The sequence below is a fragment of the Arsenophonus nasoniae genome, assembly GCF_004768525.1.
Taxonomy (GTDB): Bacteria; Pseudomonadota; Gammaproteobacteria; order Enterobacterales; family Enterobacteriaceae; genus Arsenophonus; species Arsenophonus nasoniae.
Genome location: NZ_CP038613.1, coordinates 206,894 through 227,902 on the forward strand (window position 1 = coordinate 206,894; position 21,009 = coordinate 227,902).

Sequence of the window (21,009 nt, forward strand, 5' to 3'; positions counted from 1 at the left end):
CAGGAAGGCAGGCGTTATGAGCGAGCAGTCAGGAATTCGGAATTCGAGGCGGCCAGCGCGCAGTCAGCGCAGCGTACAAAAAGTACGTGAGCATGGTGAGCACTGCCCAACAAAGAATTGCTGCACGCGCAGCCATAACCTATCAGAACGACAGTGAAATAAAGACACCTTCGGGTTGTGAGGTTAAGCGAATGAAGCGTACACGGTGGATGCCTAGGCAGTCAGAGGCGATGAAGGACGTGCTAATCTGCGAAAAGCGTCGGTAAGCTGATATGAAGCGTTATAGCCGGCGATGTCCGAATGGGAAAACCCAGTGCATTAATGCACTATCGTTTGATGAATTCATAGTCAAACGAGGCGAACCGGGGGAACTGAAACATCTCAGTACCCCGAGGAAAAGAAATCAACCGAGATTCCCCTAGTAGCGGCGAGCGAACGGGGAGTAGCCCAGAGTCAGCATCGATATTAGCATCAGGAGAAGGGTCTGGAAAGGCCAGCCATAAAGGGTGATAGCCCCGTATCCGAAGGTGTTAGTATCGTGAGCTCGAAGAGTAGGGCGGGACACGTGTTATCCTGTCTGAATAAGGGGGGACCATCCTCCAAGGCTAAATACTCCTGACTGACCGATAGTGAACCAGTACCGTGAGGGAAAGGCGAAAAGAACCCCGGCGAGGGGAGTGAAAGAGAACCTGAAACCGTGTACGTACAAGCAGTGGGAGCCCTTTGAGGATGGGGTGACTGCGTACCTTTTGTATAATGGGTCAGCGACTTATATTCTGTAGCAAGGTTAACCGTATAGGGGAGCCGTAGGGAAACCGAGTCTTAACTGGGCGTCAAGTTGCAGGGTATAGACCCGAAACCCGGTGATCTAGCCATGGGCAGGTTGAAGGTTGGGTAACACTAACTGGAGGACCGAACCGACTAATGTTGAAAAATTAGCGGATGACTTGTGGCTGGGGGTGAAAGGCCAATCAAACCGGGAGATAGCTGGTTCTCCCCGAAAGCTATTTAGGTAGCGCCTCGTGAATTCATCTTCGGGGGTAGAGCACTGTTTCGGCTAGGGGGTCATCCCGACTTACCAACCCGATGCAAACTCCGAATACCGAAGAATGTCATCACGGGAGACACACGGCGGGTGCTAACGTCCGTCGTGAAGAGGGAAACAACCCAGACCGCCAGCTAAGGTCCCCAAGTCATGGTTAAGTGGGAAACGAAGTGGGAAGGCTTAGACAGCCAGGATGTTGGCTTAGAAGCAGCCATCATTTAAAGAAAGCGTAATAGCTCACTGGTCGAGTCGGCCTGCGCGGAAGATGTAACGGGGCTAAACCATGCACCGAAGCTGCGGCAGCAACAGCAATGTTGTTGGGTAGGGGAGCGTTCTGTAAGCCGTTGAAGGTGGACTGAGAGGTCTGCTGGAGGTATCAGAAGTGCGAATGCTGACATAAGTAACGATAAAGCGGGTGAAAAACCCGCTCGCCGAAAGACCAAGGGTTCCTGTCCAACGTTAATCGGGGCAGGGTAAGTCGACCCCCTAAGGCGAGGCTGAAAAGCGTAGTCGATGGGAAACGGGTTAATATTCCCGTACTAAGGGTTACTGCGAAGTGGGGACGGAGAAGGCTAGGCTATCCGGGCGACGGTTGTCCCGGTTTAAGCGTGTAGGTGGGTCGTGCAGGCAAATCCGTACGACTATAACACTGAGGCGTGATGACGAGCCACCAAGGTGGTGAAGTAGTTGATGCCCAGCTTCCAGGAAAAGCCGCTAAGCGATAGGTAATCCTTAATCGTACCCCAAACCGACACAGGTGGTTAGGTAGAGAATACTCAGGCGCTTGAGAGAACTCGGGTGAAGGAACTAGGCAAAATAGTGCCGTAACTTCGGGAGAAGGCACGCTGGCGTTAGGTGAAATGGTTAACCCATGGAGCTGAAGCCAGTCGCAGATACCAGCTGGCTGCAACTGTTTATTAAAAACACAGCACTGTGCAAACACGAAAGTGGACGTATACGGTGTGACGCCTGCCCGGTGCTGGAAGGTTAATTGATGGGGTAAGCCGTAAGGCGAAGCTCTTGATCGAAGCCCCAGTAAACGGCGGCCGTAACTATAACGGTCCTAAGGTAGCGAAATTCCTTGTCGGGTAAGTTCCGACCTGCACGAATGGCGTAATGATGGCTAGGCTGTCTCCACCCGAGACTCAGTGAAATTGAACTCGCTGTGAAGATGCAGTGTACCCGCGGCAAGACGGAAAGACCCCGTGAACCTTTACTATAGCTTGACACTGAACATTGAGCCTTGATGTGTAGGATAGGTGGGAGGCTAAGAAGTGTGGACGCCAGTTCGCATGGAGCCAACGTTGAAATACCACCCTTTAATGTTTGATGTTCTAACTTAGGTCCGTTATCCGGGCTGAGGACAGTGTCTGGTGGGTAGTTTGACTGGGGCGGTCTCCTCCCAAAGTGTAACGGAGGAGCACGAAGGTTGGCTAATCACGGTCGGACATCGTGAGGTTAGTGCAAAGGCATAAGCCAGCTTGACTGCGAGCGTGACGGCGCGAGCAGGTACGAAAGTAGGTCTTAGTGATCCGGTGGTTCTGAATGGAAGGGCCATCGCTCAACGGATAAAAGGTACTCCGGGGATAACAGGCTGATACCGCCCAAGAGTTCATATCGACGGCGGTGTTTGGCACCTCGATGTCGGCTCATCACATCCTGGGGCTGAAGTAGGTCCCAAGGGTATGGCTGTTCGCCATTTAAAGTGGTACGCGAGCTGGGTTTAGAACGTCGTGAGACAGTTCGGTCCCTATCTGTCGTGGGCGAAGGAAGATTGAGGGGGGCTGCTCCTAGTACGAGAGGACCGGAGTGGACGCACCACTGGTGTACAGGTTGTCATGCCAATGGCATCGCCTGGTAGCTAAGTGCGGAAGAGATAACCGCTGAAAGCATCTAAGCGGGAAACTTGCCTCAAGATGAGTCTTCCCTGACAGTAATGTCCTATAAGGGGTGTTCGAGACGAGGACGTAGATAGGCTGGGTGTGTAAGCGTAGCGATACGTTGAGCTAACCAGTACTAATGACCCGAGAGGCTTAACCTGACAACACCGAAGGTGTTTTGAGAAGAGAGAAGAATTTTAGCTTGTTCAAGAGTCTATCCTGACGAGATATTACGCGAAGGAGCGTGAACTGGCGCTGTTGATGGTGAGCACCTACTGAGGTAGGCGAGTGAGCCGAAAGGCTAGCCGAGATGGCAGCGTACTGAAACGGGATAGGTAAAAAAGAATTTGTCTGGCGGCAATAGCGCGGTGGTCCCACCTGACCCCATGCCGAACTCAGAAGTGAAATGCCGTAGCGCCGATGGTAGTGTGGGGTCTCCCCATGTGAGAGTAGGGAGCTGCCAGACTTTAATTTAATGCTAATGGCTAAGGCCATTAGTGAAATAAATCGGGTGGTGCGGTAGTTCAGTTGGTTAGAATACCGGCCTGTCACGCCGGGGGTCGCGGGTTCGAGTCCCGTCCGCACCGCCACCTATTTAGGGGCGTAGTTCAATTGGTAGAGCACCGGTCTCCAAAACCGGGTGTTGGGAGTTCGAGTCTCTCCGCCCCTGCCATTTATAGTTTTATAGATAATGTTATTAAATATCAAAAAACCCAGTTTAACTGACTGGGTTTTTGTCTATGAACCGTTCAAAAATATATTCTTATCTTAATATTCTAATTTTTATTTATTAAAATTGATGGATTATGTTCTATTATTTTATTTTTACTAGATATTAGAGACAAAAAACTATCGTGGTTTTTTTGTACTTTTTACCATAATAAATATTTTTTTGTTAATAACTGGTTATGAAACTGAAAGTTTATATTTTTTACCTCTTCATAATTAGTTATTCCTCAATAGGTATTTTCACTAATTTATTAATAAACGTTTCTTGTTCATTATTTTGTAACCAAATAGCATAAATTGGTTTGCTGTAGATAATTTTCGATAGTGTTTCTAATTCATGATGTTGATTAAGCCAATGAATGGGCAAAACAGCGGCAGATTTGGTTGGATATAATAGCTCCCGTGCAAGATTAGCTGATGTTGTTAGCAGTGTAGGCGAATTTTCAAGTAAAGATGATTTTTCAGTGGTATTGAAATCAGCACTCCAGTCAAGTTTGATAAGATTGAATTTCGATAAAGTTAAATTTTTTTTATTTGTCATCAGTTGTAATTTTATTTCACCAATGATAGCACTTTCAAACTCATCCATTTTCGGTGGTTCGATCGCAATAAGTAAATCAAGTTCTCGTGAATGAAGTTGTTTTACTAAAGATTGTCGTGTTGATATTCTGCATTCAAGATGAAGCTCTTTATGTTTTTGATAAATAAGTTGAATCCAATTTGTTAAGCATCCTTCCCATAGTGATATTGTCGAGCCTATTGAAAATTCTGTTTGTAATGATTGATGAGAAATTTCTTTTTTAGCTTGTAGCCAGGTATTTATTAACGATTTAGCGTAGGGTATCAAGCGTTCGCCTGCCGCAGTTAAACGAATATTATTGCGATGACGGGCAAATAAAACGGTCCCTAATTGAGTTTCTAATTGGCGTATTCGGAAACTTACCGCTGATTGTGTTAGGTATAACGATTCGGCTGCTAGACCAAAATGTCGGGTTTTACTAACTTCTAAAAAAGTTTTTAATAATTCAGTATCCACAGCAATCTCCAAAATTTTTAATCTTAACGATTTAAATGTTTTGTTTTACAGAATGCAATTGCTAACTAATACTCCGCGCCATAATGAGTTGACATTAGAGAGGTAGGAGTGTGTTAGATGGCAGAAAGCTTTATCACGACTAATCGTTTTTTTGATAATAAAAATTATCCTCGAGGGTTTTCTCGTCATGGTGATTTCACCATTAAAGAAGCTCAGTTGTTAGAACGTTGCGGTCAAGCTTTCAATGAACTTGATTTAGGTAAGCGTCAACCTCAGACAGAAGAAGAAAAACTTTTTGTTGCTATGTGTCGCGGTGAACGCGAACCTGTGACACCAGAAGAAAAAGTATGGTCTAAATATATGTCTCGTATTAGCCGACCTAAGCGTTTTCATACCTTATCTGGAGGTAAACCACAACTGGATCCTTCAGAAGACTATACCGATACTGATGATTAATATCATTATAGATCTAAAAAAAGGGGTTTTAATACCCCTTTGTTATGCAATTTGTTTTTGTAACTGAATAAGTAGCTTATCCATACAGCGATAGCTAATTGCTTCAATAATATCAATTTTTTCAATTTGTTGTTGCTGTTTTAAATCAGCAATAGTTCGTGAAACTTTCAGTATACGACCCCAAGCTCTGATTGAGAGGCCAAGTTTATTTAATGTTGTTTCTAAAAAAAGAGCGTCATTCGGTTTTAGTTTACAAAAAAGTGCGGCTTCTTTGCTATTTAGTTTTGCATTAATTTTACCCGAACGTTCAATTTGCTGTTTTCTTGCTTGTATAACACGTTGTTTTATATCGAAACTGCTTTCATTCGTTGGTGTAGAATGGCTTAAGGTACCTAGTGGTAAAAGTGGTACCTCTATAGAGAGATCAAAACGGTCTAAGAATGGCCCAGATATCTTTGCTAGATAACGAAGGATTTGTTTTGAGTTGGCTCGGTTATATATCCCTTTATAGTGACCCATAGCGCTGGGATTTAAAGCGGCAATAAGTTGAATATTGGCTGGAAAATTAACTTTAGCTTTGGCACGTGAAATTGCTATTTCACCAGATTCTAGAGGTTCCCTAAGTGCGTCGAGCACTTTTCGTTCAAATTCAGCCAATTCATCAAGAAATAAAATACCATTATGAGCTAAAGATATTTCCCCAGGTTTGGGTAAGCTGCCGCCACCGATCAATGCTGCCATAGAAGCACTGTGATGAGGAGCTCTAAATGGCCGTGTAAGCCATTTTTCGTTATCAAATGAAATATCACACAAACTTTTTATTGACGCTACCTCTAGCGCTTCTTGATTGGTGAGATCAGGTAAGATAGTAATTAGGCGGTTGGCAAGCATGGTCTTACCTGTGCCAGGTGGACCAAGCAATAAAAGGTTATGTCCTCCTGCGGCTGTGATCTCTAATGCGCGTTTGGCGTGCTGTTGACCAATAATATCATTGATATCTGTTATATTAGTGTGCTTGTGGTTGGTAATAGGCGTTTCTTGATTGTGAGGTAACGTATTTTGATCATGTAAGAAATGACAAACAGAGAGTAGATGTTCACAAAAATAGACACTTTCTGTTGGTAACAAATTTAATTCATTTGCGTTTTCTATCGCAGTAATCAATTTACGCTGATTTTTTAATGCAGCTTGTGCCGCAGTGATTACCCCTGTTATTCGACGAATTTGGCCAGAAAGTGCTAATTCGCCAAGGAATTCGAATTGATTTAATTTTATCGATGTAATTTGTTCCGATGCCGCTAAAATGGCAAGTGCGATGGCTAGATCGTAACGTCCGCCTTCTTTTGGCAGATCTGCAGGTGCTAAATTGATGGTTATTCTTTTAGATGGATACTGAAAACCACTATTTATTAAAGCACTTCTGACACGATCACGGGCTTCTCTTACAGCTGTTTCTGGCAACCCAACCAGGGTAAGTCCAGGTAGTCCATTACTAATATGTGCCTCAACTGTTACCCGTGGGGCATGCATACCAATTGAAGCTCTGGTGTAAATAACAGCTAGTGCCATATTGCCTCCCTAAAATGTCACATTACTATTTTCTTCGTCAGTAAATTAAGTACAACTAGGTTTTAGTGAATATGGGAAGGTTGTTAGAGAAGTGCCCGGAACTTTTACTTTTGTTGTAATTTTTTAGGACGGTGCTGTCATTATTTATAATAAAAAAGTCGGCTACGAATTATTTAGAACGATCTGCATTATAATCTATGCTTAACTAATTAAACTTAAACTAATCATTTTATACAAAACCAAATAATAGTTATATTTTGGTGTAATTATCTTTATTTTTTTTGGTTTTTGTAGTTTTTTATTTTAATTATTTTTTATAAGCTATTAAATAATTTTATTATGAAAGAAATTTATTGATTCTAATCGTGATTTTTTATTTTTCGATAAAAAATAAAATAATTATTGTCAAATCAGTGTCAACGTGTTAACACTAAATAAGTAAATAAATTATCGAGATCAAAGAACGAATATTATGACGAATGTGTTTGCCCTAATAATTAACCTAATTATTGTGAGCGTGGTGGTGATTATCCCACCGTGCGGGGCAGCACTTGGAAGAAGAAAGGCAGAATAACTAGCCAGATTTCACAAGAACCCCGCACCGAAAGGCGCGGGGTTTTTTTTAGCTTTAAATTTGTGTTAGTTGCCGGTGAGAGTTCAGAAAAATAAACAAATAAATTAGGTTGCTGGAGTAAAACAATGAATGGAGCGCAATGGTTAGTTCAGGCATTAATTAGTAAAGGGGTTGAACAGATTTTTGGTTATCCTGGGGGAGCCATTATGCCTGTTTATGATGCTTTGTATGATAGTGATTTGCAGCATTTGTTATGTCGTCATGAGCAAGGTGCTGTTATGGCTGCAATTGGTTATGCAAGAGCAACGAATAAACCAGGAGTCTGTATCGCAACATCAGGGCCAGGAGCAACAAATTTGATCACTGGCTTAGCGGATGCATTATTAGATTCAGTGCCTATCGTTGCCATAACAGGACAGGTTGCTCTGGAGTTTATTGGCACAGATGCCTTTCAGGAAGTTGACATTTTAAGTCTCTCTTTAGCTTGTACAAAACACAGTTTCTTAGTGGATTCTGTTGAGATGTTACCACAGATTATTACTGAGGCTTTCAGTATTGCGACAACGGGGCGTCCAGGACCCGTCTTAATTGATATCCCCAAAGATATACAGTTACAAACAACCCATTTGTTGCCCTATTTTATGCCAGTTGAAGAAAAATCATTTTATTCTGCCAATCAATTAGCAACCGCATGTGAAATTATGCAGCAAGCGAAACAACCTATTTTGTATGTGGGTGGTGGGGTTGGTATGTCAGGGGCGGTTTCTGAGTTGCGGGATTTTATTGCGATCACCGGATTGCCCACTGTTGCTACGTTAAAGGGGCTTGGTGCTGTCACAGCAGATGATCCGCATTATTTGGGGATGTTGGGTATGCATGGCAGCAAAGCGGCAAATTTTGCGGTACAGGAATGTGATCTATTGTTAGCAGTAGGCGCAAGGTTTGATGATCGTGTGACCGGCAAATTGAATACATTTGCGCCTCATGCCAAAGTCATCCATTTAGATATAGATCATGCTGAATTGAATAAATTGCGCCAGGCGCATGTTTGTTTACTCGGTGATGCAAAACTATTGTTACCGCGCTTAGCTCGACCATTAAATATTGCATTATGGCAAGCCAAAGTAAGCGCGTTGAAAACAGAGTATGCATGGAATTATAACCATACAGGGGATTCTATCGATGTCCCTGCTTTGTTAAAACAAATCTCAGAGCGTATGCATGTTGATACCATCGTGACAACCGATGTTGGACAACATCAGATGTGGACGGCACAGCATATGTCATTTCGAGCACCAGAGAATTTTATTACTTCAAGTGGATTAGGTTCAATGGGGTTTGGCATTCCAGCCGCAATCGGCGCTCAATTAGCTCGCCCTAATGCTGCGGTTATCTGTGTTTCAGGCGATGGCTCTTTTATGATGAATATTCAGGAATTAGCGACCATAAAGCGCAAACAATTACCGATCAAAATTGTGCTTATCGATAATCAACGTCTGGGTATGGTACGTCAGTGGCAAGAGTTATTTTTTCAACAACGCTATAGTGAAACTCAGTTAACGGATAATCCAGATTTTGTCGCATTAGCTGCATCATTCGATATTGCCGGTCAGCGTATTACGCATACATCAGAAATTAATAACGCACTGGATAGATTATTCAGTCATGCTGGCCCTTATTTGCTACAGGTATCTATTGATGAATTAGAAAATGTTTGGCCGTTGGTTCCTCCTGGTGCCAGCAATGAAAAAATGATGGAGAAACCCTTATGAGACATTATCGATTAAATATTGAAGCGCGCTTTCGGCCAGAAATTTTAGAGCGCATTTTGCGGGTAACTCGTCATCGTGGATTTCAGGTTAATACAATAAGCATGAATCAAGGATTGGATGGCAATAACGTTAGCATTGAAATAACGGTTAATAGTCAACGTCCACTGAATCTACTTTATTCACAGTTAATTAAATTGGTAGATATTTTTGATATTGAAATCAAGCAACAAGCTGTCAAACAATCAATCGTAATATAAGGTAAAAAAATGACAAAAAAGGCAGATTATATTTGGTTCAACGGAGAAATGGTGCACTGGGCGGAAGCAAAGATACATGTTATGTCTCACTCTTTGCATTATGGTACTTCGGTTTTTGAAGGTATTCGCTGTTATCACTCTCATCAAGGTCCAGTAATTTTTCGCCATCGTGAGCATATGCAGCGTTTACACGATTCAGCAAAAATTTATCGCATGCCTTTAAACCAAAGCGTTGATGAATTAATGGAAGCCTGTCGCGAAACCATTGGTAAAAATAAGTTAGTTAGTGGCTATATTAGACCACTGGTTTTTATTGGTGATGTTGGTATGGGAGTGAATCCACCACCAGGTTATAAAACGGATGTTATTATTGCGGCTTTTCCATGGGGAACGTATCTAGGTGAAAAAGCACTAGAACAAGGTATTGATGCGATGGTTTCGTCTTGGCATCGCGCCGCACCCAATACCATCCCGACAGCGGCTAAAGCGGGTGGTAATTATCTATCGTCTTTACTGGTGGGTAGTGAAGCGCGTCGTCATGGCTATCAGGAAGGCATTGCGTTAGATGTTAATGGTTATATTTCCGAAGGTGCGGGTGAGAACCTATTTGAAGTTAAAGATAACGTACTTTTTACACCGCCATTTACCTCGTCAGCACTACCCGGCATCACACGTGATGCCATTATCAAGTTAGCTACTGAATTGGGATTTGAAGTTCGTGAACAAATGTTATCACGTGAATCGTTGTATCTGGCGGATGAAATTTTTATGACCGGTACTGCGGCTGAGATTACGCCAGTTCGGAGTGTTGATGGTATTCAAGTCGGGGTTGGTCATTGTGGCCCAGTAACTAAACGTATCCAGCAGGCTTTTTTTGGCTTATTTGATGGTTCAACAAAAGATAAATGGAACTGGTTAGATCCTGTCAATAGTTAGTTCAAATTGCGAGATGTTTATTGGCGTCTAATTATCGTCAATTTTTATACTAAGGGAGCAACAATGCCAGAATATCGTTCTGCTACAACGGTCAATGGCCGTAATATGGCTGGTGCCAGGGCACTTTGGCGGGCAACTGGAATGACCGACGCTGATTTTGGCAAGCCAATTATTGCGGTTGTCAATTCATTTACGCAATTCGTCCCTGGTCATGTGCATCTACGTGATCTTGGTCAGTGGGTGGCTAAACAAATAGAAGCCATTGGCGGTGTGGCAAAAGAGTTTAATACCATTGCGGTTGATGATGGTATTGCAATGGGGCATGGCGGTATGTTGTATTCGCTGCCGTCTCGCGAGCTTATTGCTGATTCCGTTGAATATATGGTTAATGCTCATTGTGCCGATGCGATGGTTTGTATTTCTAATTGTGACAAAATTACACCAGGCATGCTGATGGCCGCATTGCGCTTAAATATTCCGGCTGTTTTTGTATCGGGTGGCCCGATGGAGGCAGGCAAAACCAAACTTTCTGATCAGATTATTAAACTTGATTTGGTAGATGCCATGATTAAAAGTGTGGATCCGACTGTGAGTGATCAAGATAGTGAACAAATCGAACGTTCAGCTTGCCCAACTTGCGGCTCATGCTCAGGCATGTTTACTGCTAATTCAATGAACTGTTTGACCGAGGTATTAGGATTATCTTTGCCTGGTAACGGTTCTTTATTGGCGACGCATACCGATCGTAAACAGCTGTTTTTGGCTGCCGGTAAACGTATTGTTGAGATCACAAAACAATATTATGAGCAGGATGATGACAGTGTTTTGCCACGTAATATTGCCACAAAAGCGGCATTTGAAAATGCGATGACACTCGATATTGCAATGGGAGGATCGACGAATACAGTATTACACCTATTAGCGGCAGCGCAGGAAGCTGAGGTTGATTTTACTATGGCAGATATTGATCGTTTATCACGTAAAGTACCGCATTTATGTAAAGTAGCACCCAGTACAGCCAAATATCATATGGAAGATGTTCATCGAGCCGGCGGCGTTATCGCTATTTTAGGCGAGTTAGATCGCGCGCAATTACTTAATCGTCAGGTAAAAAATATTCTTGGTTTGAATGTTGAGCAAATGTTAGCGCAGTATGATGTCATATTGACACATGATGATGCGGTGAAACAGATGTATGCGGCAGGACCAGCCGGTATTCGTACTACCCAAGCATTTTCACAAACATGCCGTTGGCCATCCTTGGATCTCGATCGTCAAACAGGATGTATTCGCAATTTAGCGCATGCTTATAGTCAGGATGGCGGATTGGCGGTTTTATTTGGCAACCTGGCGGCAGACGGTTGTATTGTCAAAACCGCAGGGGTTGATGAAAATTGCCTGACATTTCGCGGTTCAGCCAAGGTGTTTGATAGTCAAGAAGAGGCAGTAGCAGCAATATTGAACGGTAAGATTGTTGCTGGTGATGTAGTGGTAATTCGCTATGAAGGACCAAGGGGTGGGCCAGGTATGCAAGAAATGCTTTATCCCACGTCTTATCTTAAATCAATGGGGTTAGCCAGCAGTTGTGCATTAATCACTGATGGCCGTTTTTCTGGTGGTAGTTCAGGATTATCCATTGGCCATATTTCGCCAGAAGCGGCAAGTGGAGGTTTGATTGCCTTGATTGAAGATGGCGATATTATTGATATTGATATTCCCGCTCGCCGGATTGCCTTAAATATCGATAACAAAATATTAGATCAACGTAGACAATCTGAATTGCAACGTGGCGACAAAGCATGGACACCACACAAGCGTGCACGTAAAGTTTCTTTTGCCCTACGCGCATATGCTGCATTGGCAACAAGTGCAGATAAGGGTGCGGTGCGTGATAAAACGAAACTAGGAGAATAAAATGGCGATGTCTTGTTTGCAGAGTTCACCCTCAGCAGCGGATTATTTAAGCGCAGCACTAAAGGCACCCGTTTATCAAGTTGCCCAAGTCACTCCATTACAGGAGATGAAAAAAATCTCTGAGCGGTTTGATAATACAATTTTGGTTAAGCGTGAAGATCTGCAATTAATGCATAGTTTTAAGCTACGTGGCGCTTATAACATGATTGCTAGTTTGTCAGCCGAGCAGCGAGCGAGTGGTGTTATTACCGCCTCGGCCGGTAATCATGCCCAAGGTGTTGCGTTATCTGCCAGTCGGATGGGGATCCCGGCACTAATTGTGATGCCGTTAGCCACTGCAGATATCAAAGTTAATGCAGTTCGAGGTCTACAGGCTGAGGTGCTTTTATATGGAGCAAATTTTGATGAGGCAAAAGCAAAAGCGATTGAAATTGCTCATCAGAAAGGATACACCTATGTGCCACCTTTTGATCATCCGGCAGTGATTGCAGGTCAAGCAACAATAGCGATGGAATTATTACAACAAGTTCCTCACCTTGATCGTATTTTTGTGCCCGTTGGTGGTGGAGGATTGATTGCCGGTATTGCGATCCTGCTCAAACAACTAATGCCTAATATTAAAATTATTGCTGTTGAGGCCGAAGATGCGGCTTGCCTCAAAGCTGCTTTAGCAGCGGGTCATCCGGTAGATTTACCCACTGTGGGTTTATTTGCCGAAGGGGTAGCGGTTAAGCGTATTGGCGATGAAACTTTTCGGCTATGTCAAAAGTATGTCGATGATATTATTACGGTTAATAGTGATAATATTTGTGCTGCCATTAAAGACTTATTCGAAGAGGTACGCGCTGTAGCAGAGCCGGCAGGTGCGTTGGCATTAGCGGGTTTGAAAAAATATGTTCAGCAGCATGGTATAAAAGGCGAACGTTTAGCCCATATTTTAACGGGCGCAAATATTAATTTTCATGGTTTGCGTTATGTTTCAGAGCGTTGTGAATTAGGCGAACAACGAGAAGCTTTATTCGCGGTCACCATTCCTGAACAAAAAGGTAGTTTTTTGCGTTTCTGCCAAGTATTGGGTAAGCGTGCTGTTACTGAATTTAATTATCGTTATAGCGACATAAATTCAGGGCAAGCGTCTATTTTTGTTGGTGTTCGGTTGAGCTATGGGGTTGATGAATGTGCTGACATTGTTGCTGATTTACGACGAGCGGGTTATGAAGTTGCTGATCTTTCCCATGATGAAATGGCCAGACTCCATGTGCGTTATATGGTGGGAGGACGTCCGTCAAAGCCACTTAATGAGCGACTATTAAGTTTTGTCTTTCCAGAGTCTCCAGGCGCGCTGCTTAAGTTTTTACAAACGTTAGGTACTTATTGGAATATTACCCTGTTTCATTATCGCAGTCATGGAACTGATTATGGCCGTGTCTTGGCAGCCTTTGAATTGTCTGGTTCAGAAGCCCTATTTGCCAATCATCTTGCCGCATTGGGCTATCAGTATCATGATGAAACCAATAATGCCTCATTCCAATTCTTTTTAGCGCCGCCAAGTCAATTATTGACTGAGCATATTGGCAGCAGGCAGCAACTGCCAGAATGCGCGAATTAATGGTTCATTAAGGCGTTTGTTTAAAACACAAACGCCAAGATCAAAAGGTTCAACCCGTGAAATAGGATCAGGTTGCCAAATACGATTGCGGACAGATTCAGGGCTATTATCAACGACCACTTTAGGTATTAATGCGATACCACAACCGAGTGCTACCATCGATACAATGGCCTCATGGCCTGACACAGTAGCATAAATTAGCGGATTAATAATCGCGTGCTGTTGAAACCAAAGCTCAATTCTTTGGCGGCTAGGTCCGTGTACTGGCAGGATAAATGGAATTTGTTGCCAGTTCGGTTGCGGTTGCGAAACTTGTTGACGGATCGTTCCCGCTAATGATGGCGCAATCAAGACGAGCGGAATTTCACCTAATTTGTTAAATAAAATATTATCCGGTAATTTTTCCGATTTACCGGCAATCGCTAGATCGGCTGCTCGTCTGGCAACTTTATTGACGGCATCCGCTGCGTCACCAGTGGTTAATTTAATTTCGATTAAAGGATTTGCTAGCCTAAAGGTATCCAGGATCTTGGGTAAATGACTATAAGCGGCAGTAACTGAGCAAAATAGGTGTAATTCACCAGTCAATAAGGCGCTCTGTTGGTTAAGTGAGTGGCTAAGTTGCTGATATTGAAGCAGTGTTTGTTGGGCAAATTGTGTAAATTGTTTTCCTGCTTCTGTGAGGCGTACAGTTCTATTATCGCGCATAAATAAAAGATGACCAAAACTTTCTTCCAGACGTTGTATTTGGCGAGATAATGTCGAGGGACTGATATGCATGGCATTAGCCGTGCGTCCGAAGTGACAGCTATCAGCTAGATGTAAAAATAACTTTAGATCGCGAATATCCATTGCGCCCTCAGTGATAAAAAGTGGCCATATAATATTGCATATTTTGCAACATTATATTTCAAATATATCAATTTACGCAATAATTTTGATCGCATATAGTAAGCATAGCAACGCTTCTTTGCTAAGTAATCTGACAATAAAACAATAGAAAATGTATAATAACATGCTGAAATTATGAAGGAAATTAATCTATGGCTAATTATTTTAATGCCCTAAATTTGCGCCAACAATTATTGCAATTAAGTCAATGCCGTTTTATGGCTCGTGATGAATTTATTGCTGGAGCCAGTTATTTAAAAGACAAAAAAATTGTCATTGTTGGCTGTGGAGCGCAAGGACTTAATCAGGGACTAAATATGCGTGATTCCGGTCTGGATGTTGCCTATGCATTGCGCAAAGAAGCGATTGAAGAAAAGCGTCCTTCATGGTGTCAGGCGATAGAAAATGGTTTTACTGTTGGTACTTATGCAACATTAATTCCGCAAGCGGATTTAGTTATTAATTTAACACCAGATAAACAACACTCTGCTGTGGTGCAGACCATTCAACCATTAATGAAACAGGGGGCTGCATTAGGTTATTCCCATGGTTTCAATATTGTCGAAGTGGGTGAGCCGATCCGCCAGGACATTACCGTTATTATGGTGGCGCCAAAATGCCCAGGAACCGAAGTCCGTGAAGAGTATCTGCGCGGTTTTGGTGTACCAACGCTGATTGCCGTTCATCCAGAAAATGATCCGCAAGGTGAAGGGATAAATATTGCTAAAGCATGGGCAGCTGCCACAGGCGGTCATCGCGCTGGTGTACTTGAGTCCTCTTTTGTTGCCGAAGTAAAATCGGATCTGATGGGTGAACAGACTATCTTATGTGGCATGCTACAAGCCGGCTCATTACTGTGTTATGACAAAATGGTTGCCGAGGGTGTCGAACCAGGCTATGCGGGGAAATTAATCCAGTATGGCTGGGAAACAATCACCGAAGCATTAAAACAAGGTGGTATTACGCTCATGATGGATCGTTTAGCTAATCCGGCTAAATTACGGGCATTTGCATTATCTGAACAATTAAAAACAATCATGGCGCCATTATTTCAGCAACATATGGATGACATTATGTCCGGTAAATTTTCAGCCACCATGATGGCAGACTGGCAGAATAATGATAACAATTTACTCACTTGGCGGGCAGAAACAAGGCAAACGGCGTTTGAAAATTATCCTACCTATAAGGGCAAAATTTTAGAGCAGGAATATTTTGACCATGGTCTGTTATTAGTCGCAATGACCAAAGCTGGTGTTGAATTAGCTTATGAGACGATGTTGCAAGCCGGTATTGTCGCAGAGTCGGCTTATTATGAATCGTTACATGAATTACCCTTGATCGCGAATACCATTGCGCGTAAACGTTTATATGAGATGAATGTCGTTATTTCCGATACTGCAGAATATGGTAATTATCTATTCTCTTCTGCAGCAATTCCTTTGTTGAAGGATTTTATAGCAACATTACAGCCAGGCGACTTAGCGAAAAATATACCCGTTAGCCAGATTGACAATAGACAATTACGAGATACCAATGAAGCGATCCGTAATCATCCCATTGAGATCATAGGTAAAAAACTGCGTAATTATATGACTGATATGAAGCGCATTGATGCTGCTAGTTAAAATAGGGGCAATACGGTAGATTTTATTTACCTTGCCATTGATAACATAATAATATCGCTCAGCAATTCTTTAAATATCTCCATTATCTAATTGTAGTTAGATGAGTTTGTTTACCTTACTACTTGGTTTATAAGTTAAACCTGCATCATTTAGCGGAGATAATGGGGTAAAAAAGGAATTAATTTTGGGTTATGACACCATCGATTGCTAGATATTAAAAATAACATCCTGAAGCAAACATGCCGTTTTAGACAAAATGCGCTAGCATAATGTTGGATAGAAAAATTATCTATGTTACATAAAAGCTGAACACCTATACGAAGTTAATATATTAATTCAATCGCGATTTATTCTATTTAAATTGCTTAAAAATCACCCTTTCTTTAAGCTTAATTTATCATCCCTTAGTGTGCCCAAGTTATTAAAAAAGCTACCCATAAAGTGGTATATTTCCTGTCGTGGCTAACTCCACGTAACAAAAATTGATTGCATAATCATTTTCAGGAGACACTTATGAGTACACTGCTATTTAGTAAAACACCGACGATCACGGTGGTTGATAATCGAGGTCTGAGCGTGCGTGATATCGCGTATTACCGCCATCCTGATACACCAAATAATACAGAGCAACGTATTACTCACCATCAGTACAATGCCCGCGGTTTTCTGGCGCAAAGTGCCGATCCGCGTTTATATGAGCGCGGACTGACCAACTTTGCCTATCAAACTAACTTGCTTGGCAATGTGCTGAGTACGCAGAGTGCTGATGCAGGTATCACACTAGCTTTAAGCGATATTGCCGGCCGGCCTTTTATAGCAATAAGTAATATCGGCGTTTACAACCATGGTGAAGAAGATATAAGCCAAGCTGTTACCCATACTTTTCAATATGAGGATGCCAGCCTACCGGGACGTCAACTAAGTATCACAGAACAAGTAACCACTGAAGCAACTCGGGTAACGGAACGTTTTATCTGGGCCGGTAACACCGAAGAGGAGCAGAGATACAATCTGGTTGGTCAGTGTGTTAGCCATTATGACACGGCAGGTCTGGTGCAGACAGATAGCATCGCTTTAAGTGGTATCCCGCTGGCAGTGACCCGCAAGTTGTTAAAGGAGGCAGATAGGCAGGAGACAATCGCTGATTGGCAAGGAAATGATCCCGTTGTTTGGAATCAACAGTTAGATGACGAGCCCTATACCACTCAGGTTACAGCAGATGCAACCGGTCGTGTGTTAACCACTATTGATGCGCGTGGTAATTTACAACGTATGGCTTATGATGTAGCTGGTTTACTGATGAGTAGTTGGCTGACGGTGAAAGACGGTCAGGAACAGGTTATCGTACAATCACTGACTTATTCTGCCGCAGGCCAAAAATTGCGTGAAGAACATGGCAATGGTGTGGTGACCATGTACACTTACGAACCGGAAACGCAGCGCCTGATGGGAATTAAAGCAGTGCGTCCAGCAGGACATATTGCCGGAATGAGGGTGTTGCAGGATCTACGCTATGAGTATGATCCAGTAGGTAACGTGCTTAACATCCGTAATGATGCTGAAGAGACTCGTTTTTGGCGCAATCAAAAAATAGTACCAGAAAATACTTACAGCTATGACAGCCTTTATCAGCTGGTCAATGCCACCGGACGTGAAATGGCCGATATTCCACAGCAAAGCAATAATTTACCTCCCGTCATTGTCCCCCTTTCATCAGATAACTCTACCTATACAAACTACTTCCGTACTTATAGTTACGATACCGGCGGTAACTTGACACAAATACGTCATAGTGCACCCGCTAGCAATAACAATTACACCATAAACATTACCATTAGCGACCGCAGTAATCGCGGTGTATTAAGTACGCTGACAGAGGATCCAACAGAAGTAGATGCGTTGTTTACGGCAGCGGTGTCACCGATCATGCAAAACTGATCCACTAACGATCATCTAAAACTGATCCACTTGGTATTATTCGCACATTTTTGTACGGATAATTTATGTTAACCAAGGAGATATTTGTGGATATTCATGTTCGCTTTGCACAAGGACAAAGCCTTCGAAAAATTGCCAGTGAGTTGGGTATATCCCGTAACACCGTAAAACATCATTTACAACAACAGACAATGCCAACTTATGCTAAAAGAAGTCAACAACCGACTAAATTATCCCCCTTTAAACCTTATTTGCTTCAGCGAATTGAACTGGCTAAACCTGATTGGATCCCTGCAACAGTCTTATTTGATGAGGTAGTTGAAAACGGCTATCAAGGTGGTATTGCTCAATTACGCCGATTTGTTTGTCAATTTAAACCAAGCATTGTTCCCGAAGTAGTCGTCTGTTTTGAAACACAGCCAGGTCAACAAATGCAAATCGACTTCACCAGCATCCGGCGAGGTAAAAAATCGCTGAAAGCGTTTGTTGCAACGCTAGGCTATTCGCGTGCGAGTTATGTAAAGTTCTTTGATAATGAACGAGCAGAATCGTGGCAGCAAGGTTTAAGAGAAGCTTTCGACTACTTTGGTGGTGTACCACAGGAAGTATTGTGTGATAACGCAAAATCCCTCATCATCGAACGGGATGCTTATGCAGAAGGTGATCATAAATTACATGTCGAAATGCTTCAAATGTCGAAAGATTACGGGTTTAAATTGAAGGCTTGCAAGCCCTACAGGGCAAAAACGAAAGGGAAAGTAGAGCGCTTTAACCACTATTTAAAAAAACAGCTTTATCGTGCCATTAAACACCGACCTTCGTGCTCATAATCTTGAACTGGATATTGAAATAGCTAATGCAAAAGTGGGTCCATGGTTACAACGCGTTGCCCATCAGCGAATTCATGGAACAACGTTAGAGAAGCCAGCAGATAGATTAGCTAAGGAAGTTAAGTCTCTTCTACCCTTACTAGCACGGGTTTGCCAATCTATCCCACAGACTAATACGCTTAATATCCCCTATCGTACCGCCCCTTGAATATGTCAGTTTGCAACACTCAATCAGCGTATACGAAGCATTACTGGGAGGTGAACATGTTATTGCATGAACAAATTGAACACCTGTGTGAGTCATTGAAATTAAATTCTATTCCGACTCATTGGTCATCACTTGCCGAAAAATGCATTGCCCAAGACAAAAGCTACGGAGAGTTTTTACTGTCCCTGTTAAAATGTGAGCAACAACAACGAGATGAACGAACTCGTAATCTTTTGAGTCGGATGGCAGGATTCCCAGCACATAAAGAACTTAATACGTTCGATTTTAAGTTTGCAACGGGGATCCCCAAACAACACATACAGGAATTAAGCGCATTAACGTTTATTGAACGTAATGAAAATGTCGTGTTGCTTGGCCCAAGCGGTGTAGGCAAAACGCATTTAGCTATTGGGTTAGGATTAAAAGCAGTACAGGCCAAGAAGAAAACCCGCTTTACCACGGCAGCTGAACTGATGTTGCAACTCTCAACTGCCAAACGACAAAATAAGCTCAAACAATATCTATCACGTTCGGTGATGGCCCCGAAGTTGTTGATTATCGATGAGATTGGATACCTGCCGTTTGGGCGAGAAGAAGCAAACCTGTTTTTCAATGTGATTGCCAAGCGTTATGAGCATGGCAGTGTCATATTGACGAGTAACCTATCATTTGGGCAATGGCCAAGTGCTTTTGCTGATGACGCAACATTAACTGCCGCTATGCTTGATCGTTTACTTCATCATTCGCATGTACTGCAATTAAGCGGTGAAAGCTACCGATTGAAAGATAAGCGGCGCTCAGGAGCAATAACTGAGTAAAACAGTGGATCAATTTTGATTGATCGGATTTAGATAAAAAGTGGATCAGTTTTCGGTGATCGTTGACAGCGGGTCATCAGCGTATGTTATTGCCGGGGCAACACCTCAACTGGACACCACGTGGCGAACTACAAAAGGTGACACCAGTGACACGAGAAGATGCCACGGATGACAATGAATACTACCGTTATGCGGCGGATAGCCAGCGGATCCTCAAGATAAACCGGCAAGTGATGGGCAACAGTGTGCGGGGTCAACGTGTGCAGTATCTACCGGGATTAGAGTTGCGCAGCACGGCAAACGATGATGTAACCAGCGAGATTTTTCAGGTTATCACTATTGGTGAAGCTGGACGGGCGCAGGTGCAGTTATTACACTGGGAAATAGGCGAGCCGCCGGCCATTAATGGGAACAATCAACTTCGTTACAGTTATGACAATCTTATCGGCAGCAGTTGTATGGAAGTTGATGGTGATGGTTTTATTATCAGCTTGGAAGAGTATTATCCATACGGTGGCACAGCGATATGGACGGCACGCAGTCAGATTGAGGCGGATTATAAAACCATCCGCTATTCGGGCAAGGAGCGGGATGCAACTGGGCTGTATTACTATGGTTACCGTTACTACCAGCCTTGGGTGGGGCGCTGGTTGAGTGCGGATCCGGCAGGGGCAGTGGATGGGTTAAATCTATTTTGGATGGTGCGAAATAATCCGATAACTCTTATGGATGCTGATGGGCTTATATCGATTGCTGACAGGATAAAACAATTGGAATTGGCAAGCCAGAGCAATGGGGAAATGCAATCACAACCTATCGCATCCAAAAGATTGTCTATACCTGGCCAATTTTCATCAAGAAGAAATATAATGCCGTTATCAGAGGTGGTTCCCATTTCCCCAAAACCGGTTAAATTGGT

12 protein-coding genes, 2 tRNA genes, 2 rRNA genes and 3 pseudogenes are annotated in these 21,009 nt (G+C 42.9%); 16 read left to right on the top strand and 3 right to left on the bottom strand.

The features are described 5' to 3' along the window. Positions 1-181: 181 nt before the first annotated feature. From ArsFIN_RS00865 to ArsFIN_RS00880, 4 genes are all read left to right on the top strand, one after another. Positions 182-3,086 (top strand): 23S ribosomal RNA (locus tag ArsFIN_RS00865). A 189-nt stretch (positions 3,087-3,275) separates the two neighbouring features. After that, positions 3,276-3,391: ribosomal RNA gene (gene rrf, locus ArsFIN_RS00870) — 5S ribosomal RNA — on the top strand. 47 nt (positions 3,392-3,438) lie between these two features. After that, positions 3,439-3,515, top strand: a tRNA-Asp gene (locus ArsFIN_RS00875). A gap of 7 nt (positions 3,516-3,522) precedes the next feature. Next, positions 3,523-3,598, top strand: a tRNA-Trp gene (locus ArsFIN_RS00880). A 276-nt stretch (positions 3,599-3,874) separates the two neighbouring features. Here ArsFIN_RS00880 and hdfR read toward each other — a convergent pair. Beyond that, positions 3,875-4,690, bottom strand: coding sequence for an HTH-type transcriptional regulator HdfR (gene hdfR / locus ArsFIN_RS00885; protein ID WP_026823482.1), 816 nt, complete (start codon positions 4,688-4,690; stop codon positions 3,875-3,877). Positions 4,691-4,807: 117 nt separating this feature from the next. On the opposite strand from hdfR, the gene ArsFIN_RS00890 reads away from it, so the two are divergent. Further along, the gene (locus tag ArsFIN_RS00890) at positions 4,808-5,146 is read left to right on the top strand and encodes a DUF413 domain-containing protein (RefSeq protein WP_026823483.1); all 339 of its coding nucleotides are present in this window, start codon (positions 4,808-4,810) and stop codon (positions 5,144-5,146) included. Positions 5,147-5,188: 42 nt separating this feature from the next. Here ArsFIN_RS00890 and ArsFIN_RS00895 read toward each other — a convergent pair whose 3' ends face one another. Then, positions 5,189-6,715, bottom strand: coding sequence for a YifB family Mg chelatase-like AAA ATPase (locus ArsFIN_RS00895; protein ID WP_026823484.1), 1,527 nt, complete (start codon positions 6,713-6,715; stop codon positions 5,189-5,191). A gap of 472 nt (positions 6,716-7,187) precedes the next feature. Between ArsFIN_RS00895 and ArsFIN_RS00900 the strand changes: the two genes are divergently transcribed. From ArsFIN_RS00900 to ilvA, 6 genes are all read left to right on the top strand, one after another. Beyond that, positions 7,188-7,289, top strand: a complete 102-nt coding sequence (locus ArsFIN_RS00900) for an IlvGEDA operon leader peptide (RefSeq protein WP_135677408.1) — start codon at positions 7,188-7,190, stop codon at positions 7,287-7,289. A 125-nt stretch (positions 7,290-7,414) separates the two neighbouring features. Beyond that, positions 7,415-9,061, top strand: a complete 1,647-nt coding sequence (gene ilvG / locus ArsFIN_RS00905; protein ID WP_026823485.1) for an acetolactate synthase 2 catalytic subunit — start codon at positions 7,415-7,417, stop codon at positions 9,059-9,061. Then, entirely contained in the window at positions 9,058-9,318 is a 261-nt protein-coding gene (gene ilvM / locus ArsFIN_RS00910) for an acetolactate synthase 2 small subunit (protein WP_026823486.1), read from the top strand. The genes ilvG and ilvM overlap by 4 nt, the downstream gene beginning before the upstream one ends. Before the next feature lie 9 nt (positions 9,319-9,327). Next, the gene (locus tag ArsFIN_RS00915) at positions 9,328-10,254 is read left to right on the top strand and encodes a branched-chain amino acid transaminase (protein WP_026823487.1); all 927 of its coding nucleotides are present in this window, start codon (positions 9,328-9,330) and stop codon (positions 10,252-10,254) included. A 63-nt stretch (positions 10,255-10,317) separates the two neighbouring features. Next, entirely contained in the window at positions 10,318-12,168 is a 1,851-nt protein-coding gene (gene ilvD / locus ArsFIN_RS00920) for a dihydroxy-acid dehydratase (protein ID WP_026823488.1), read from the top strand. Between the two features lies 1 nt (position 12,169). Further along, complete coding sequence (gene ilvA, locus ArsFIN_RS00925; protein WP_051297100.1) at positions 12,170-13,777, top strand: threonine ammonia-lyase, biosynthetic; 1,608 nt, start codon at positions 12,170-12,172, stop codon at positions 13,775-13,777. Here ilvA and ilvY read toward each other — a convergent pair. Next, positions 13,724-14,629 carry an HTH-type transcriptional activator IlvY gene (ilvY, locus tag ArsFIN_RS00930; RefSeq protein WP_026823489.1) on the bottom strand — a complete coding sequence of 302 codons (906 nt, stop codon included), beginning with the start codon at positions 14,627-14,629 and terminating at the stop codon, positions 13,724-13,726. The genes ilvA and ilvY overlap by 54 nt on opposite strands. Before the next feature lie 191 nt (positions 14,630-14,820). Here ilvY and ilvC point away from each other — a divergent pair, with 191 nt between their 5' ends. The 5 genes and pseudogenes from ilvC to ArsFIN_RS27085 form a co-directional block, all read left to right on the top strand. Next, positions 14,821-16,296: a ketol-acid reductoisomerase gene (gene ilvC, locus ArsFIN_RS00935; protein ID WP_026823490.1), complete on the top strand. Its 1,476-nt coding sequence runs from the start codon at positions 14,821-14,823 to the stop codon at positions 16,294-16,296. 513 nt (positions 16,297-16,809) lie between these two features. After that, positions 16,810-18,207, top strand: a pseudogene (locus ArsFIN_RS00940) (RHS repeat protein); the annotation flags it as partial. Positions 18,208-18,299: 92 nt separating this feature from the next. Next, positions 18,300-19,342 (top strand): annotated as a pseudogene (istA, locus tag ArsFIN_RS00945) (IS21 family transposase). Beyond that, a complete protein-coding gene (gene istB, locus ArsFIN_RS00950) occupies positions 19,329-20,090 on the top strand; it encodes an IS21-like element helper ATPase IstB (protein ID WP_135677409.1) in 762 nt (253 codons plus the stop codon). Before istA ends, istB begins: the two are co-directional and overlap by 14 nt. Positions 20,091-20,161: 71 nt before the next feature. Continuing rightward, positions 20,162-20,863: pseudogene (locus ArsFIN_RS27085) on the top strand (RHS repeat-associated core domain-containing protein); the annotation flags it as partial. Positions 20,864-21,009 lie beyond the last annotated feature (146 nt).

Bases quoted from the DNA above. Each gene is read 5' to 3' on its own strand.
- ArsFIN_RS00890 (WP_026823483.1), top strand. From the start codon at position 4,808: ATGGCAGAAAGCTTTATCACGACTAATCGTTTTTTTGATAATAAAAAT.
- ArsFIN_RS00900 (WP_135677408.1), top strand. From the start codon at position 7,188: ATGACGAATGTGTTTGCCCTAATAATTAACCTAATTATTGTGAGCGTG.
- ilvM (WP_026823486.1), top strand. From the start codon at position 9,058: ATGAGACATTATCGATTAAATATTGAAGCGCGCTTTCGGCCAGAAATT.
- ilvA (WP_051297100.1), top strand. From the start codon at position 12,170: ATGGCGATGTCTTGTTTGCAGAGTTCACCCTCAGCAGCGGATTATTTA.
- ilvD (WP_026823488.1), top strand. From the start codon at position 10,318: ATGCCAGAATATCGTTCTGCTACAACGGTCAATGGCCGTAATATGGCT.
- ilvY (WP_026823489.1), bottom strand. From the start codon at position 14,629: ATGGATATTCGCGATCTAAAGTTATTTTTACATCTAGCTGATAGCTGT.
- ilvC (WP_026823490.1), top strand. From the start codon at position 14,821: ATGGCTAATTATTTTAATGCCCTAAATTTGCGCCAACAATTATTGCAA.
- istB (WP_135677409.1), top strand. From the start codon at position 19,329: ATGTTATTGCATGAACAAATTGAACACCTGTGTGAGTCATTGAAATTA.
- ilvG (WP_026823485.1), top strand. From the start codon at position 7,415: ATGAATGGAGCGCAATGGTTAGTTCAGGCATTAATTAGTAAAGGGGTT.
- ArsFIN_RS00915 (WP_026823487.1), top strand. From the start codon at position 9,328: ATGACAAAAAAGGCAGATTATATTTGGTTCAACGGAGAAATGGTGCAC.
- ArsFIN_RS00895 (WP_026823484.1), bottom strand. From the start codon at position 6,715: ATGGCACTAGCTGTTATTTACACCAGAGCTTCAATTGGTATGCATGCC.